Source organism: Thermoproteus uzoniensis 768-20 (assembly GCF_000193375.1).
In the GTDB taxonomy this organism is placed as follows: domain Archaea; phylum Thermoproteota; class Thermoprotei; order Thermoproteales; family Thermoproteaceae; genus Thermoproteus; species Thermoproteus uzoniensis_A.
In genome coordinates this window covers 1,565,534-1,581,047 of sequence record NC_015315.1, presented here as the reverse complement: position 1 = coordinate 1,581,047, position 15,514 = coordinate 1,565,534, and the positions used below count along the sequence as shown (strand labels likewise).

Genomic DNA, 15,514 nt, shown 5'->3' with positions numbered 1-15,514 from the left:
ATTTAAAGCATTACTGGCACGGATCGCGGTGGATGTGCTGGAGCTACGCCCTGTGGATAGGAGAGAGATGGAGGAGGTGCTGGCGGCGTTGAGGGAGTTCGGCGCGATGCCGGTCGACGTCGTCCTCATATTCGCCGACAGGGATTCTGCAAGAGAGCTGGCGGGAGCCGATGTGGAGACAGCCAGGGCTATCGAGCGCGAGGGCCACTACGCGTTGGTTGTGGTGAGGCCCGACAAGCTATCTCTATGGCGCGAGCTGGCCGCCATAAGCGCGTTGAACGACGTAGATGCGGCGTCCATATGGGCGCGGCCTGAACACGTAGGCGGCGAGCTCGCGGAGTTGTTGTCGATAGCACTATATAGGCGCGTGGTGGACCTATATATAGCGCGGAGGGACGTCCAGCTGCTGGCGGGCTCCTTCAATCCGCAGGACATACCGGTGGAGGCCGACGACGTGAAGAGATCTCTCGTGTACACGCTGGCCCTAGACGCCACCGTCAGCATCGCGGTTGCCGGCTTTAGAAGCCTCGCCGAGGAGCTCTACCTGCGCGCCAAGAGAGTCCCGATATATGATCTTTACAGTAGATTTAGAAATTTCGTTATAAACAACTTTAAATTCGAATATATATATAATTATTTATCCCTTATTTAGTCCGTTAGGCCCTCCTCAGTTATCTTGAACGTGGCTTCGCGCTCGGGGTGGTAAGGCGAGTCGAAGATTTTTGCTATTCTTATATTCTCCTTGCTCTTCCTAAGCCATATGCGGTAGGTCGCTCCGTGGGCCAGCACGTTGCCTCCGGCGGGCCTCAGCGGGTTGCCGAAGAACACGTCGGGCTGAGCCATCACTTGGTTGGTCACCACCACCGCCACGTCGTAGGCGTCGGCTATCTTAAGGAGATCCGCTATGTGTTTGTTGAGCTTCTGTTGCCTCTCTGCGAGGTTCTCCCTGCCCGGAAACTCGGCGCGGAAATGCGCCACTATAGAATCGACCACCAGTAGCTTTACGTTATCTTGTTTTATGATACGCCTCGCCTGCTCGACCAGGATCATCTGGTGGTCGGACGAGTAGGCCCTGGCGTAGTATATGTTCTTGAGCGCCTGGTCGGGGTCGAGCCCGCGCGCTCTGGCCATCTGGGTTATGCGCTCCGGGCGGAAGGTGTTCTCCGTATCTATGTATATGGCCTTGGCGTTGAGCCCGCCCCTATCCTCCGGCAGTTGCACCATGACGGCCAGCTGGTGGCAGAACTGCGTCTTCCCAGCGCCGAACTCGCCCGCTACCTCGGTCACCGCGCCCGTCTCCACGCCTCCGTTCAACAACTCGTCGAGGGAGCGGACCCCCGTGGATATGCGCTTTATATTGACGCGTTTTCTATACACGTCTAGAGCCGATATGAAGCTGGACAGCCCCAGCATGCTCCTGGCGGCCTCTATTATCTGGGCCGCCCTCTCCTCGTTGCCTATAATATCGGCGATCTCCTTGACGGACGCGAAGGCGAGATCCCTCACTGTGTAATAACCCCTCTCTTTAAGCTTCTGGCCAGTCACCTTGCCGATACCCTCCAGCTCCTCTACGTCTAGCTCGGCCTGTTTCTCCGAGGGCCGCTCCACTACCTCCACCTCAGCCTCCTCCGGCGCCTCCTCTCTCCTCCTCGGCCTCGGCACGTCTTAAATATTGGTCCTAATAATATAAACTTGATGGAGAGCCTGCTGGCGCCGATAGGTGAGGCCGGGGTCAGGGACTGACAATATATTACGGACTACTCCAGTACGTGGCGCTCAGAAATCTCCTCAGGGGCGTGATACCGGAGGATTTATTGACTTTGGTGCCTTCGTCCTTCGACATAATAGGATCTAGACAGGGGGCCGTGGCGATAATAGAGATACCGGACGAGCTTGAGCCGTACAAGGTCGAGATAGCCGAGGCCATTAGGAAGCTGAACAAGAACATAGGCGCCGTGATAAGGCGGAGGGGGGCGAGATCGGGGCCCTACAGGCTATACAATTACGAGATATTGATAGAAGGCCCTACCGAGGTCATACACAAGGAACATGGATATTTTATAAAGGTAGATCCTACTAAGGTATATTTCTCCCCCAGAGATCAAAGCGACAGGGCCGAGCTGGCCGATATGGTCCAGGACGGCGAGCGGGTGCTCTACCTCTTCGCCGGCGTCGGGCCGTACGCGGTGGCCATAGCCAAGAGGCGGAAAGTGCGCTGGATATACGCAGTGGAGCTGAACCCGTGGGGCCTCAAGTACATGGTCGATAATGTCAGGATAAACAAGCTGACCTCGGTGGTGCCTATCAGGGCCGATGTGGCCGACTTCTGCTCAGCCTTCGCCGCGAAGGCGGATAGGGTGTTGATGACGTTGCCGCTGGGCGCAAAGGACTACCTAGACGCGGCTCTCCGTTGCGTCGAGGACGGAGGATATTTACATTTCTACCATACCGGCCCCGAGGAGGACCCGTTCCGCGAGGCCGAGGAGCTGGTCAAGTCGTTGTGCACCGGATGTTCTATTGTGGGTAGGAAGATCGTGAGGGACTACGCCCCCCATATATACAAAATAAGGATCGACGTGAAGGTCAGAAGAACCTAGGAGTCTCCTGCCCTCCTCTCCTCCTCTCTCCGCCCTCGCCCTGTCCTTGCCCGCCCCTCTGCATTATGTATAGGGTCATGACCTCGGGGACTCTGCCCTCCTTAGCGTATTTGGCCAACAGATCGCGGTACTCCGACGTGTGGTCTATATCTACTTGTATGAACTTCACGGCAACTTCGCGCAACATGCCCTCTAGGCGCCTGAGCATGTCCAGCGGCATTATCGCGGTCACGAGGGGGTTGTTCAGCCACGACTCGAAGTCCTTCAGCACGCGGCCTATGTACCCCAGCATGGCCTGGGCCGAGTAGAGCAGAGTCAGCCTATCAGCAGCCTCCATGACCTTGCCGTGGGCTTCCAGATCGTTCACTATCCGTCTCTGCTCCTTGACCCACTGCTCCAGCCGCTCCATCATGCTCTCCAGGTAGTCCATTATCGGCTCTGAGGCCGGTACATCCGACATGTATGCCACCTCGTCCGACATTAATAAAGTTATGTTTCCGCCGGGGTTAAAGGAGCGAGGCAAACAATAGAGGGGCCAATATTAAATAGGCCACCATCAACACGCCCAGCCTCTTGTAGCTCTCCACGACGCTTCTTATTTTGGCGAAATTAGGCCCGAACACGTCCGCCTCGACCTCTACCTCTCTATAGGCCACTCTCTTAGCCCCGAGAGAGCTCTCGGCGGCGGCGACGGCCTTGTTGACTAGCCTGAAGAGCTCCTCGCGCCTTATGCCAGAGCCGACCACTCTGTAGCCGCTCCCGCCTACGCCCATGCCGGTCGACGCGTGCGTATCCGTAGTAATCGCCTCGACGAGAGCGTAGGCTTTGCCGAATCTGTCCTGTAGTTCCCTATAGAACGAGCCGTCCATGTTGTTTCCGTCGAATATCAGCAGAAGGCTCTTCTGCCCGTCGCACTCGGCGACCACTGCGGCGACTCCGCCCGCTCCTAACTCAAGCCTTAGCGGGTCCACAAGCGAGGAGTCGGCCCTGCCTATACCTACCTTGAATTCTCGGCAACTCTCGGGCTTCGCAACAATATCAAGCGCCTTCTGGAGAGACGACACATCCTCGTCGCTCCATTTGAGGGGACCGTCGAACTTGTTCTGGGCGTCTACGATAACATAGCCCTTTGCGTCCACCTTCTGCGCCACGTCCAGCGGCACGTCGTCGGAGGCCGAGCTAACTCTAGATATTATCGCCAACGGCGGGCCGACGCCCAGCGAGTAGGTAGTCAGCCTCACATCGCCGACTTCCAGCCTCTGAGGCCTCACGCCCCTTAACGCGTCCTCCGCCCGCATCGAGGAGGCTACCCTAAATATCTCGCCGACTATCTTCTCGACGTCATCCGACGATACGGGGTCCCGCTCGTGGCTACCGACGCCGTGAATAAACACCACATCGTAGCCGCTTCTGAGCCCCCTAGCCACCAGCTTCTCCACAAGGATACCTCCTCCGACATTCCTAAAGGGCCCGGGATGAAAGTCGGAGACGACTATCAAATGCCTCCTCCCGCCCTCTATGAGATATAGATGGATTTTTCCGCGGTCTCTAACTCCCAGAGGCTTGAAGACGTGGTCGAACATGCCCTCGGCGGAGACCGAGGAGTAAAGAAAGCTGTTCAACATGCACAGCGCATCGCCGCCTTTAATTCTACCCGCTAGATATCTCTTCAACAAGGGCATAGACACGGCGTAGGCCGCGGCAACTGTGGCTAGCGCGTAGTCGTGCAGGTAAAGGTAGTATAGAGGCGTCAGTACCATGGGCACTAGATATACTCTATCTTTGCAACGCAGAGACATAGACATGGAAGAGGCCACGACGGAAGAGATGAGTAGATAATGCAGAGGCGGCTTTTCGAGGATTAGATCAAACAGAGCGCCGAGGCCCAGGGCGAACGAGGTGACCTTGAACACGCCGGCCCGCGTCCACAGGCGGCGTCCGACAAAAAAGAAAAATAGGTAAAATAGTAAAAATGATATTATATATAATGCATTTCTTTTAATAATAATAGTAATTAATATAACTGTAAATAAAATATATGACAGTATACTTGGCGCCTCATTGAAGACATTGCTGTATACTTCCTCGAACGTTCTCTTCATAGACTTTCAATATATGAGCGTAAAGCCATTGATTGTGAATGAGATGAGATATATTTACTTAGATATGTGTTGTGTTTAGGGAATCTATATATGTATAATGTTTCATTAAGGAGATCCAGTGCCATGTATCCGCTCGGCGAGATCTCCAACTCGCCGATCCTATTAGCGACAGATCTATGGACTCTGGGATTTACGTGAGGGTGGAGGAGTATCGCGTAGTCTAAGCCGTACCTCAAATAGTCGTTGATGGCCGAGAAACCCATATGCACCGTCCTTGTAATGTCTAGATACTTAATGCCAATAATATATTTATTTTCTAATTTTATTAAAATATCTATTTGTGTATTATATTTATTTATTAATTGAGGTATAAATGATATTTTAGTTAGTATCTTCTCTACCTTGCCCCATAGGAAATATCCTGCCGAGCTTATGTATCCCGACAACGCCTCTACGACGTCCCCTCCGCCGATGCCGGAGAGGCTCACGACGTAGGGCCTCTTGATCTGTTGTGTCTCTTCGTCCTCTATGGGCAGATATTCGAGCAACCGCTCGCTCAACGCGGTGTAGGGCACGTAGTAGAAGTCGCCCAAGCTCTCCGCCAGCCCGGCTCTCGCCATGGCTTGGAGCGACGGGCATGGACTGGCCCTGCTGGAGCAGTCTATCAAGAGACTCCCCGAGAGGAAGCTGAAAGCCCTATTCTTTATGTTGTTGCTCCTTAACGAGGCAAGCGCCTTCAGCGCATCGCCGGGCACGTCTACTACTTTCTCGAGTATTTTTTCTAGGGGATAGAGCTCGCCGGCCCTCTCGGCCTCGGCCCTATGATCGGCGGGAGTACACGAGAGCTTCTCGGCGCAGAGCAAGTCCACGGAACCACAAGTCCTTTAATAAATTTTCAGACAATCGAGCGCTCTTCACCGGGGTCCAGCCGGGGATAAATCATCACGTGGAGTCCCTCTATATGTATTTTAAAAGGCCTCCCTCGCTACCGCCGAGGAATCTTCTCAAGTCTTCCTCGAGGGTGGTCCTCAGCCTTGGGTTGTAAAGCGCGGCGGCCGGGTGATACGTTACGCATAGAGTGGTCTCGACGCCGGCTATGCGGACCTTGAAGCACTTCCCCCTCACGTCGGTGATCTTGGCTACTCTACGGCCGGCGAAGGACATCAACGTCCTGGCGCTGTGCACGCCGAGGGCGACTATTAGCCGTGGCCTAATCGCCGCGATCTGCTCCACCAAGTACGGCGTGCACGCGGCTATCTCGTCCTCCAGAGGCTCCCTATTGCCCGGGGGCCGGCACTTGACTACGTTGGTTATGAAGACGTCGCGCCCTCTATCTATGCCGTATCTAGTCAATATACTTGTCAAGAGCCTGCCAGCAGGCCCCACGAAGGGCCTGCCCTCCTCGTCCTCCTTCTCGCCAGGAGCCTCGCCCACTATCATGATGCCCTTCTCGGCCCTCCCCTCCCCCGGAACCGCCAGCCGCCTGGTCTCGTGAAGTCTGCATCTGGTACATCCGCGTATCCGCTCGGCTATCTCCAGCAACTTGTCGTCCACGGACGCCGTTTAATACCGACAATTAACTATTACTCTTTTTATAGTCGACGCGCGCCGGTATCGTGTTCTGGCGGCTGTTCTCGCCCCAGAAGCAGAAGGAGTTGCCCAAAGTTGGGGGGAAGCCCGTATATATAGGGGGCATGTTGTTCTTGGGCACTGCGGAGCGCGGCGAGTTCGACGTGCGGAGGCATAAGCTGGTGGCCCTACACATAAGGGACAGCTCAGGCCTTCAGTACAAGCTCGACACCAGCGACGTGAGGGTCAAGATATCTAAAGAGAGCATAGACCTAGAGATATCGGCGGTGCCCAAGTTCTTCGAGGTAAAGATAAGAGAGCTCAACGATATTGTGAAGAGGCTCGGCGACGAGAGGAGAAACATAGAGGACTCGTACAGGAAGCTCGAAGAGGCGTTGATAAGGGGCTCCATCAGCATGCAGATATATGAGGACTCCAAGAAGAGGATCGCGGAGAAGGAGAAGAGGCTGATAGCCTCCTGCATGGAGGCCGAGAGGAGCTTCGTGAAGATAAACGACGACCTGAAGAGGCTCCTCGGCGACGTGGAGTCGAAGAGGGAGGCGCTGGAGGCCAAAAGGCTCCTAGACAGGCTCGATAGGGACGAGGAAGACATGCTGGCCAATTTAATAGCTCTGAGAACCAACATAATGTCGATAGAGCAGATGCTGAACACCTTATTGTTGCAGTTGAGGCTGGTCTGCTAGTCGGCTATATCCACCCCGGCAAAGTCGCTCGGCGGTGTGAGGCGTCCGTCGTCGTCGTAGTACCCGAGCACCGCGTGTTCCCTATTCGCCCTACATTTTCTGCAATATATGTAGATGCGGCCCTTGAAGGCTGTTAAGTTAAAGCCGACGTCCAGCACGCGCTCGTTGCCGCAGGCAGTGCAACGGAGTAGCCACTTCGTCATTTCTTGAGCGAGGCGATATATTCAACTATATACTGGGCCGGGTTTATGCCTGTGCTGGACTTGAAGCCTCTCCAGTCGGGGGAGGCGTTGACCTCAAACACCACGTATCCGTCCTTGGCCTCGCCTACGTCGATGCCGGCGTAGACGAGGCCGAGGGCCTTGGTGGCCCTCACAGCTATATCCTCGAGCTCCGGGTTCAAGGCGCAGGGCTCCGCCCTCGCGCCCTGAGCAATATTGGTCTTCCACATGGTGGAGATCCTGTACATACAGCCGATGGCCCTGCCGTCGACCACTATAACGCGTATGTCTCTGTTGGGCTTCTCGACATATTTCTGGATATAAAGCGGGTTGTGAGATATCAAGAGGGTTCTCATGACCTGGAAAGCCAGATCGGGATCTGAGAAGAGCATTGCGCCGAAGCCCCTACTGCCCTGTATGGGCTTGACTACCACGGTCTCGAGGGCCTTAGTTGCGTTGTACGCGTAGAAGAGATCCTCCGTGACTACGGTGGGAGGCACCGGTATCTTTGCCTTTCTAAGTATGTAGAGGCTCATCAGCTTGTCTCTGGAGGCCATAAGGCCGCGGACGGGGTTTATAGCTGTGGCGCCCTCCTCCTCCAAGATCTCGAGCGTGGTGACCCGCCTTATCATAGTGTTGGCGTCCAGGAGGAAGCCGATGCCTCGGATGACCACCACGTCGGGCCTTATCGGGCCTCTCCGCGTCTCCACGAAGACGCCGTCTTGGGACATCCTGACCGACAGCCTTTGGATCGGCGCGTACCTACTGCTGATCCCCCTCTTCTTTAGCTCCAGCAGGACGTCCCTAGTAGGCTCGTCTGGTATTGACGACTCGGCGACTACGAGCACCTCCACGGAGGGGCCGTAGTTCAGCTTATATAAGGATAGACGACATACCTCTAGTGAGGCTGCGCGCGAGTAGTGGCGTTGCCATGTGCCCCTCTTGCGGGTTCGCTATGCCTGGCCTAGATATATGTGAGCTGACGGGCACATGCGTCGAGTGCGCCCGCAAGGCCCTAGGGGATACATGCGCCAGATGTCCCGAGAGATCCCGGTGCGACTCGGCCCTAGAAGGTCTGAGGTTCGTCAAATCGCTTGAGCCCCAGCTTGACGTGTTCGTGGACGTGTCGCGGAGGGTGGTGAGCAAGGCGGAGAAGTACGGGAGGATCGACATAGCGGTGGCCTTCATGAAGTCGCTCATGGGGCTCGTGAAGGCATTAAGGAGCGCGCCGCCGCAGGCGGCCTTCCCCGCATGGGTGGCCGCCATCTTGAGGCGCGATGTTGTGGCGAAGTTGGCGCGTACGCCGTATGTGTTCGCCGGGGATTTCTACGAGGAGTTCAAGTGGTTCTGCGCCGAGTTCGGTTGCCGCGGCCTCGAGATCCCCCTATCCAACCTCCTAGCCTCTATATTGAGCTTGTCGTTGATAGAAGGCGTCGCCGACCCGTCTCGCTACTTTAACTACGCCTGACGGCTATGCCGAGCCGCCCTCGGCGCGTAGTACGCGAAAAGCAATCCAAGGATTCTTCGAGATAGTATATACATAACCATAGCAATTATATTTATAATAAGATATACTCCAAATGCGATATACATATTTATTTTAAAGCTAGATATGCAGATCGAGATCTGCGATACGGCCGCGGTCTGGGTCTGGCAGATCATCTGGACTATGTTGTCCATCAACGGAGTGAAGGCTACGGCCGACAGCGCTATCGCTACCGCCGAGAACGCCAAAGCCGCCAGAAGCAACTTAGCGGCAGATCCGTATTCGCCCCTCAACACGCCGGATTTAGACAGGTAGCCGGTTATGGCCGCCAAGATGGATAGGAAGTAGGAAGTTATCAACATAGCGCTCGGCAACTCGCCGAAGAGGAAATAGCTGGGTAGCCCAAACGCCATGTATATCGCTATGCCGGCCACAGCGGCCGACATGGAGAGGGCCACGGCGGCCCATATATATCTGCTGTACTGCGCCCTCCTATCCTCTATCTCCTTCAGGGTACGCGCCCTGCTCATCTTGATAGGTAGATTATTTCGCGTATCTTCACCTTGCAGTGGGGGCATATGAGCAACCGCTCCAGCACTTTGTTCCCTGTCAGGTGCTCGATTCTCATGATCCTGCTATCCTCGTTCATGGGCTTTCCGCACGACGGGCATATCAATAGGTACTCTAGGTCTACGGCCACGGTATCACCATATGGGCCCTATTAAAAGGTTCATGTGAGCTTAAATAACGCCCACTGTAGGGAGGTTCATGGAGAAGATCCCGCTGTCGGCGTTGGTGGAGAGAATAAAGGCTGGCGAGAATTTAGAGGTCAGCGGCTACGAGGGAGAGTACGCCGTGGTCGACAAGGTCAGGGGGGTTGTGAAGGGCGATATATCCGCTGACGAGCTCGCCGACTTGAAGAAGAGAAAGCCGAGGGGCGGGCCTACCAAAAAACAGCTGGAGACCGCCGGCGAGATAGCCAGAAGGCTTGCCGAGAACAAGCTTGCGTTCAAGGTCGTGTTCGGCCCTAGAGAGGCCACCATAAGGGTGGGGAAGGGTTTTATAAGGCTCGTCGAAGGGGTGAAGATAGCTGGTTTCTCGTCGCTCGACGAGGCCCCGCTCCCGCTGATCATGGACATCCTCGAGAAATACGGCGAGGTGAAGTTGCTGAAGCCCCTGAAGTAACCATAGGCGTTAAATTAGAGGAGTCCAAGAAAGTGCGTGTTGCCGTCTTATCTGATAGTAGAGATGTTCCCGCGCCTACAAATAGACGCCGGCGGAGGCGTCTGTGTCGAGTACGAGCGCGGCGGCCCCGTAATTAGGAGAGATTGTGCAGATATCGACTACCTAGTAGTGGAGCCGTATAAGGGCGTGTCGCGGCGCGCCGTCCCGGCCAGCCCGTTCAGCAACGGCGAGGCGGAGTTCCTCGACTTCTATATTGTCGGCGGCTTCGGTCTGAGCAGATACAGAATCCTCGTGAGGAATGGGCGGGCCTCGCTAAGGCGCATCCACGACGTAGATCTCTTCAACGGCTTCGTCAAGTCCGGCGAATACAGAGTCGTGGAGAAGGCGTTCGAGAACTACGTGAGGGAGTACGCGTCCGGCTGCGTGTTTGGGTGCCTCGCCTCGATGGCGCTGGCGGGTGTCTCCGGGATACCGCTTCCGGACGGCGCGTTCGAGCGCCGGGGAAAGATATATCACGCTCCTGGACTCGCCGTGTACGTGGACACTAGGGGGAGATCGAACACGATAGTCGAGATAGCCGCCTCGGCCCAGAAGGCCGAGGATTTCAGGGAAATAACGACCGGCCTCTTCAAGGAGGCCTACGGCGTGCATTGGGCATATATGGGCAGGTTGCTGGCCCTATCGCCGTCCATGCTGTTGGACCTATTCCTGTCCAGCCCTAGGAGGGCTGTTGTTGGGCCGGCTCTCTAAGCGTGACTATATTGATCCGGCCCTGCCGCCTCACCTCTACGAGGCCTCTCTCGGCGAGCCTCCTAATAGCCTTATGCACCGTGCTTTTGGGCAGATCTAGGTCCTTCACTATATCTCCTTGGTAGGCCAAGCCGCCGCGGCTCCTTAAGTACTTGATTATCTGCTCATCGACGTCGGCCGGGCCCTCTACATCTTCTCCATTCGACGAGTTGTTGAGCGCCTTTAAGACGCGCCTCCGCCCGGTGTACATCGCAAAGACTAGGAGGGCGAGTTCCAACGCCAACAGCAGATAGCCTAACATGTGCCGGCCTTCTGCAGAACGGAGTCGGAGATGTCCAGCGCCTCTATCAAGGTCTTGAAGCCTCTCTCCGCCTCGATGCCCATTCCCACCGCCCGCACCGAGAAGCCGAGCTGTTTAAGGTAGTCGCGGCAGTCTGCCGTGGAGAAGAGCTGGAGGCGCCTATTGACGCAGTCGCATTCCACGACCGTTACGCGGGCGCCCGAGGATACAGACTTACGCATCCTGGAAAGATCCCTGTCGACTATCCACCCGTCGCTGGCCAGCGCGTATAGGAGATCTAGCCTCAGATCGCTAGGCATCGTCGCACACAGAGATCTCAGAGACTCCTCGACTCCGTCAATGTAGGGAGTCGCCCTTATGCGCTCCCCCTCTTCCTCGACTTTCTCAGCCAGACTCCTCAAGGAGAGGTAGGCGACGACTCTTTCCAGCTCGGGGGCCTCGAAGACCAAAGCGTCTCCGTCCCTATACGCCAGACACACGGAGAGGGCGCACCGTATAAATATAAAGGTTTACGGCTTGTGCGTGCGGGAGGAGATGGGGCCGATTTTGAGCTTCAAGGAGAAATATCTGGAGAGGGTGTTGAGCGGGGAGAAGCGCGTGACTATCAGGCTAGGCGCCTTGAGACCTCGCTTCCAGTTAGTGTACATAGCGTGTTGCGGCATGCTCTACGGCGAGGCTGTAATAACTAAGGTGGAGTACCTAAGGCTGAGGGATATCGGCGAAGACGTGTTGAGGGAGGAGGGCTTCGGGAGCCTGGAGGAGGCCTTGTCGGAGCTGAGAGGCCTATATCCGAGGATCGACCTAGACGACGTGGTCTCGGTAATACGTTTTTCGTTGATCAGGCGCTACGAGAAGCCAATATCTATAAACGCGATAAAGAGGACATGAGGCGCCTCCTCGAGGCCCTTAAGGACTACGACTACGTGGTGTTGACAAAACCCAGCAATCTCGCCTACGCCATAGGCTTCCCCGACGGCCTGGCTCTAGTGGTCGACGTAAAGACCGGCGGGACCACGCTGTACGTCTCCCGTCTGGATTATAGGAGGGCCCTGGCATCCGTCGCGGCGGATAGAGTCGTCGCCTTCGCGACGGCCGAAATACCGCCGAGAGGCCCGGGCGAGGAGCTCCTTATTGCCAAGAACCTCCTCGAGAAGCTGAAGGAGACGCTGGGAGGACGGGTGGCGTCGGATAGTAGAGAGGTCGGCGAGGACGTATCCGGAAAGATTCTGGAGGTCAGGTCCATCAAGACCGAGGAGGAGGTCGGGAGGATGAGAAAGGCCTTGGAGATAACCGAGGAGGCCCTATCGTCTCTGCATCGTCTGGAGGGACGTAGAGAGCGGGAGATCGCGGCGGAGATATACAGGCACATGATAGAGCTCGGGTCCGACGGCGTGGCGTTCGAGCCCATAGTGGGCTCGGGCCCCCACTCCGCATGGCCCCACTACAACTACGGGGATAGGCGCGTGACGTACGGCGACGTTGTGGTTATCGACGTAGGGGCCAGATATAGGTTCTACTGCGCCGACATGACCAGGACCTACCTAGTAGGCGATGTGCCGAGGCAACTGAAGGATGCGGTGTACGCCGTCTACGAGGCGTCTAGGGCGGCCGAGAAGGCCATTAGGGCAGGCGTGTCGGCGCGGGAGGTAGATCTATCGGCTAGGAAAGTGCTCGAGGACTACGGCTTCGGGCAATATTTCATCCACTCGACAGGCCACGGAGTCGGCGTGGAGGTCCACGAGCCGCCTAGGCTGTCCGCCGCCTCGGACGACGTGTTAAAAGAGGGCATGGTGGTCACCGTGGAGCCCGGCGTCTACATACCCGGCATAGGCGGCGTGAGGATAGAGAATATGGTGTACGTATCTCTGTCGGGCGCCGTGGTCATGAACAGGCTACCCTATATTGTCTAGCGGCGGCGTGGGGAAGCCCTCACGGCATATACGCCGAACCCTCTCTCTACTGCCTTCACTATAAAGCCGGAGGACCTAAGCCTTTCGGCTACGCCTCGCCATACCGAGACGCCTCTGTACTTAGAGCCAGAGGCGCCTGTGTAGTGGAACAGCCCTCCGCCGGGCTTCAGAATCCTCGCGTACTCCCTATAGAGGCCTTCGGAGTACAAGACCTGGGTCGCGTGGCTGAGCCTCGGCGGGTCGTGTATTACGTAGTCGAACGCGGCGTCTTTCAGCGCCTCGACGAATCTAGTCGCGTCGTCGAGTATCAGATCTACTCCCCCCGAGAAGAGCCCTCTGCTGTAGGGGTTGTAAGACGCCAACAACAACACGTTGGGGTCGGCCTCCACTGTGACCACCTGGCGCGCCCCCCTCCTCGTCGCCTCAATCGCCGTGTAGCCCAGCCCGGTGCAACATTCGAATACCCTCCCCCTAACGAAACGCACCTTACGTCTGGTCACCAACAGGGGGTTCTCCAACACGCTGTGCATGGTTATGCCGTCTATCATCAAGGTGGGGGCCCACCCCCGCCCGAACACGCACAGTTTATAGAAGCGGGCGCCGGCGATCGAAAGCTCCCGCCAGCTTCCGTCGATCAGCGCATACACCTCACAGCTCTCCTCCGAGATCTCGGGGAGCTCATCCAGCGATATCTCGTATACGTTGGGGCCGTACTCGAAGCTGGCGGTGCCATTGCCGCCGTAGATCACCCTAGTTCTGCTTATTTCAAGATCGAAGGAGACCTCGGACTTGCCGCGTAGAAGGTCCTCTATCTGCCACTTCGACAGCACAGGCACAGCTATAGGCCGGAGCTTACTTTCAGAGCCCTCACCCTCCACTCACGTTTTTTACTTGCCGACCTTATATACGGAGAAGTCCCATGGCCTCATGTACGTTCAGTCTACACGGTACAGCCCAGTGGGGGAGTACCTGCGCCTGTTGATTATGCAGAGGCTGGCCCAAGGGCCGGCGCGCGTCGAGGAGGTGGACGAGCTCGCCAAGAGGGCCGTGGAGCGGGTCGGGGTGAGGTACGACTGGAGGATATGGCCCGAGCTCTTGAGGCGCGAGGTGGCGGTGAGGGACGGCGTGGCCGAGCTGACCGACGAGGGGAGGTGGCTCCTCAAGACGACTAGAGATGTGGTGGCCGAATACGTGAGGAGGACGTTGGGAGTGGCGCTAGGCTGAGATCCTCCTCACCGCGAGATCCATAAGGGGCTCTAATACCGACTTGAGCACAGCTACAACGTCCTCGCCGCACCTCTCCACGGCGCTCTTCTTGATGTAGACGAATATGTGGGGGGCCCTCCTCCAAGCCTCGTTGACAGCCTCCGCAAGCGGCGAAATTCTGGAAAGCGGTAGCGGGCCCATGGACGTCGATATGTAGAGATCCTCGGCGTATGGGTCGAAACTGACGTAGGAGATTATGAGGTCGTCCGGCGACAGCCTACAACCGCCGGCCGCCTCGCCTAGCTCCACGTTCAGGCGCTCCACGAGCTTCTTCTTCACCTCGTCCATGACCGCCCAGTGGAGGGGCCCCAGCCTATCCACCGCCTCGTTGATACGGGTCGGGTCCTTGAACACCTCGAGGAAATCCTTCTCCCTCTTCCACAACGTCGCGTACTCGGGCGGTTTGCGGGACAGTAAATCCCTAAATCTCCTATCCCTCACCATCACAGACGTGAAGTAGTCGTCGGTCGCCTTCCAGACGTTTTCCCCATCGACTTGACCTGCCGCAAATCTGGCTAGGTCGCATAAGTATTCGCAGATTTCCCCATCGCCGGAACCCTCGGCGCATTTGTATATGTTGTCCGCGAGTATATTGCGGGCTATTTCTGTAAACAACACAGTCTTGTGATGGAGGTAGACATGCCTGTATAGGTTGTAGCGGGTTATCAGATACCCCTCTAGGTTGACCCTCGCCTTTTCGTTGAACTGGAACCTCCCCTCCACGACCTCTAAGTTCTCCACGACTCTCTCGAGATCGATGTGGGTGAAGCTCGTGCCGACGGCGGCCCCGGTGAAGAACATATCGCGCATTATGTAGTCGAGCCTATCAGCGTCGAAAGATCCGGAGAGGATGTTGCTGAAGAGCTTGAGCTTGCCCCCCCTCTCGAATAGAAGAGACTTGACTATGTCGGGATCGTAGCCCAGCTCGGAAAGCTTGGGCGCCAGCCTATCTACGAGCAATCTTGTGGTGGCCTCATGCGGCTTTCCCCTGTCGAATAGGGCGAGGTCCACGTCGACGCACTTGTTTTTGATCGCCATGTGGAGCAGATCTCTCGAAAGCGCCTCGAACGAGTGGGAGAAGGGCAGATGGCCCAGATCGTGTAGCAGTGCGGAGACCCTCAGGTGTTTGAGAAGCCGTGGGTCCGTCTCGCCGATCTGTTGCATGACCCTTTCCCCTATGAGGGTGGCCACGTGCATGACGCCTAGGCTGTGGTCGAAGCGCGTGTGGGTCGCCGCGGGGTAGACCAGGTAGACGAAACCGAGCTGTTTGACGTAGCGGAGCCTCTGTATGATCGGCTCGCCGTCGATGAGCTTGACCTCCTCCTCTGTGAGCTTGATGAAGCCGTGTACTGGATCCCTAACCGCCTTCTTGTACTGCACGATAACAGAACGTCGAGTGTTTAAAAGGCAGTCGAGGCCGAGA

At 56.5% G+C, this 15,514-nt stretch carries 22 protein-coding genes; 9 read left to right on the top strand and 13 right to left on the bottom strand.

Annotation, left to right across the window (positions count from 1 at the left end):
• The first annotated feature begins 34 nt into the window (after positions 1–34).
• On the top strand, positions 35–652 hold the full coding sequence (locus TUZN_RS08850; RefSeq protein ID WP_237698219.1) for a hypothetical protein: 618 nt from the start codon (positions 35–37) through the stop codon (positions 650–652).
• Here TUZN_RS08850 and radA read toward each other — a convergent pair.
• Positions 649–1,617, bottom strand: coding sequence for a DNA repair and recombination protein RadA (gene radA, locus TUZN_RS08845; RefSeq protein ID WP_052886340.1), 969 nt, complete (start codon positions 1,615–1,617; stop codon positions 649–651). The genes TUZN_RS08850 and radA overlap by 4 nt on opposite strands.
• A 152-nt stretch (positions 1,618–1,769) precedes the next feature.
• Here radA and TUZN_RS08840 point away from each other — a divergent pair, with 152 nt between their 5' ends.
• On the top strand, positions 1,770–2,597 hold the full coding sequence (locus TUZN_RS08840; protein ID WP_013680617.1) for a class I SAM-dependent methyltransferase: 828 nt from the start codon (positions 1,770–1,772) through the stop codon (positions 2,595–2,597).
• Here TUZN_RS08840 and TUZN_RS08835 read toward each other — a convergent pair.
• The 4 genes from TUZN_RS08835 to udg form a co-directional block, all read right to left on the bottom strand.
• Positions 2,584–3,057 (bottom strand): DUF2153 family protein, encoded by a 474-nt coding sequence (locus TUZN_RS08835; protein ID WP_052886212.1) that lies wholly within the window; start codon positions 3,055–3,057, stop codon positions 2,584–2,586. The two genes, TUZN_RS08840 and TUZN_RS08835, sit on opposite strands and share 14 nt — an antisense overlap.
• Before the next feature lie 46 nt (positions 3,058–3,103).
• Entirely contained in the window at positions 3,104–4,699 is a 1,596-nt protein-coding gene (locus TUZN_RS08830) for a DUF2070 family protein (protein ID WP_013680615.1), read from the bottom strand.
• Positions 4,696–5,568, bottom strand: coding sequence for a hypothetical protein (locus TUZN_RS08825; RefSeq protein WP_013680614.1), 873 nt, complete (start codon positions 5,566–5,568; stop codon positions 4,696–4,698). Before TUZN_RS08825 ends, TUZN_RS08830 begins: the two co-directional genes overlap by 4 nt.
• A gap of 88 nt (positions 5,569–5,656) precedes the next feature.
• Positions 5,657–6,253, bottom strand: a complete 597-nt coding sequence (udg, locus tag TUZN_RS08820) for a type-4 uracil-DNA glycosylase (protein ID WP_013680613.1) — start codon at positions 6,251–6,253, stop codon at positions 5,657–5,659.
• A 62-nt stretch (positions 6,254–6,315) separates the two neighbouring features.
• Between udg and TUZN_RS08815 the strand changes: the two genes are divergently transcribed.
• Entirely contained in the window at positions 6,316–6,972 is a 657-nt protein-coding gene (locus tag TUZN_RS08815; protein WP_013680612.1) for a hypothetical protein, read from the top strand.
• On the opposite strand, the gene TUZN_RS08810 is transcribed toward TUZN_RS08815, so the two are convergent.
• Both TUZN_RS08810 and TUZN_RS08805 read right to left on the bottom strand, forming a co-directional pair.
• Positions 6,969–7,175 carry a hypothetical protein gene (locus tag TUZN_RS08810; protein ID WP_052886211.1) on the bottom strand — a complete coding sequence of 69 codons (207 nt, stop codon included), beginning with the start codon at positions 7,173–7,175 and terminating at the stop codon, positions 6,969–6,971. The genes TUZN_RS08815 and TUZN_RS08810 overlap by 4 nt on opposite strands.
• A complete protein-coding gene (locus TUZN_RS08805) occupies positions 7,172–8,047 on the bottom strand; it encodes an ATP-grasp domain-containing protein (RefSeq protein WP_013680610.1) in 876 nt (291 codons plus the stop codon). The genes TUZN_RS08810 and TUZN_RS08805 overlap by 4 nt, the downstream gene beginning before the upstream one ends.
• 101 nt (positions 8,048–8,148) lie before the next feature.
• On the opposite strand from TUZN_RS08805, the gene TUZN_RS08800 reads away from it, so the two are divergent.
• On the top strand, positions 8,149–8,661 hold the full coding sequence (locus TUZN_RS08800) for a hypothetical protein (RefSeq protein WP_013680609.1): 513 nt from the start codon (positions 8,149–8,151) through the stop codon (positions 8,659–8,661).
• Here TUZN_RS08800 and TUZN_RS08795 read toward each other — a convergent pair.
• Together TUZN_RS08795 and TUZN_RS11370 are read right to left on the bottom strand one after the other, a co-directional pair.
• On the bottom strand, positions 8,652–9,209 hold the full coding sequence (locus tag TUZN_RS08795) for a hypothetical protein (protein ID WP_013680608.1): 558 nt from the start codon (positions 9,207–9,209) through the stop codon (positions 8,652–8,654). The genes TUZN_RS08800 and TUZN_RS08795 overlap by 10 nt on opposite strands.
• Positions 9,206–9,379 (bottom strand): hypothetical protein, encoded by a 174-nt coding sequence (locus tag TUZN_RS11370; protein WP_013680607.1) that lies wholly within the window; start codon positions 9,377–9,379, stop codon positions 9,206–9,208. The genes TUZN_RS08795 and TUZN_RS11370 overlap by 4 nt, the downstream gene beginning before the upstream one ends.
• Before the next feature lie 68 nt (positions 9,380–9,447).
• On the opposite strand from TUZN_RS11370, the gene TUZN_RS08790 reads away from it, so the two are divergent.
• Positions 9,448–9,864 (top strand): hypothetical protein, encoded by a 417-nt coding sequence (locus TUZN_RS08790; protein WP_013680606.1) that lies wholly within the window; start codon positions 9,448–9,450, stop codon positions 9,862–9,864.
• A gap of 36 nt (positions 9,865–9,900) precedes the next feature.
• Positions 9,901–10,614: a hypothetical protein gene (locus tag TUZN_RS08785; RefSeq protein WP_013680605.1), complete on the top strand. Its 714-nt coding sequence runs from the start codon at positions 9,901–9,903 to the stop codon at positions 10,612–10,614.
• Here the strand turns inward: TUZN_RS08785 and TUZN_RS08780 are convergent.
• Both TUZN_RS08780 and TUZN_RS08775 read right to left on the bottom strand, forming a co-directional pair.
• Positions 10,583–10,915, bottom strand: coding sequence for a helix-turn-helix transcriptional regulator (locus TUZN_RS08780; protein WP_013680604.1), 333 nt, complete (start codon positions 10,913–10,915; stop codon positions 10,583–10,585). The two genes, TUZN_RS08785 and TUZN_RS08780, sit on opposite strands and share 32 nt — an antisense overlap.
• Positions 10,909–11,394: a hypothetical protein gene (locus TUZN_RS08775; RefSeq protein ID WP_013680603.1), complete on the bottom strand. Its 486-nt coding sequence runs from the start codon at positions 11,392–11,394 to the stop codon at positions 10,909–10,911. The genes TUZN_RS08780 and TUZN_RS08775 overlap by 7 nt, the downstream gene beginning before the upstream one ends.
• Before the next feature lie 43 nt (positions 11,395–11,437).
• Between TUZN_RS08775 and TUZN_RS08770 the strand changes: the two genes are divergently transcribed.
• Positions 11,438–11,803 carry an ASCH domain-containing protein gene (locus TUZN_RS08770; RefSeq protein WP_013680602.1) on the top strand — a complete coding sequence of 122 codons (366 nt, stop codon included), beginning with the start codon at positions 11,438–11,440 and terminating at the stop codon, positions 11,801–11,803.
• On the top strand, positions 11,800–12,825 hold the full coding sequence (locus TUZN_RS08765; RefSeq protein ID WP_013680601.1) for a M24 family metallopeptidase: 1,026 nt from the start codon (positions 11,800–11,802) through the stop codon (positions 12,823–12,825). Before TUZN_RS08770 ends, TUZN_RS08765 begins: the two co-directional genes overlap by 4 nt.
• Here the strand turns inward: TUZN_RS08765 and TUZN_RS08760 are convergent.
• On the bottom strand, positions 12,822–13,655 hold the full coding sequence (locus TUZN_RS08760; RefSeq protein WP_013680600.1) for a class I SAM-dependent methyltransferase: 834 nt from the start codon (positions 13,653–13,655) through the stop codon (positions 12,822–12,824). The genes TUZN_RS08765 and TUZN_RS08760 overlap by 4 nt on opposite strands.
• Before the next feature lie 97 nt (positions 13,656–13,752).
• On the opposite strand from TUZN_RS08760, the gene TUZN_RS08755 reads away from it, so the two are divergent.
• On the top strand, positions 13,753–14,049 hold the full coding sequence (locus TUZN_RS08755) for a hypothetical protein (RefSeq protein ID WP_052886209.1): 297 nt from the start codon (positions 13,753–13,755) through the stop codon (positions 14,047–14,049).
• Here TUZN_RS08755 and TUZN_RS08750 read toward each other — a convergent pair.
• Positions 14,041–15,471: an HD domain-containing protein gene (locus TUZN_RS08750; protein ID WP_013680598.1), complete on the bottom strand. Its 1,431-nt coding sequence runs from the start codon at positions 15,469–15,471 to the stop codon at positions 14,041–14,043. The genes TUZN_RS08755 and TUZN_RS08750 overlap by 9 nt on opposite strands.
• Positions 15,472–15,514: the final 43 nt, after the last annotated feature.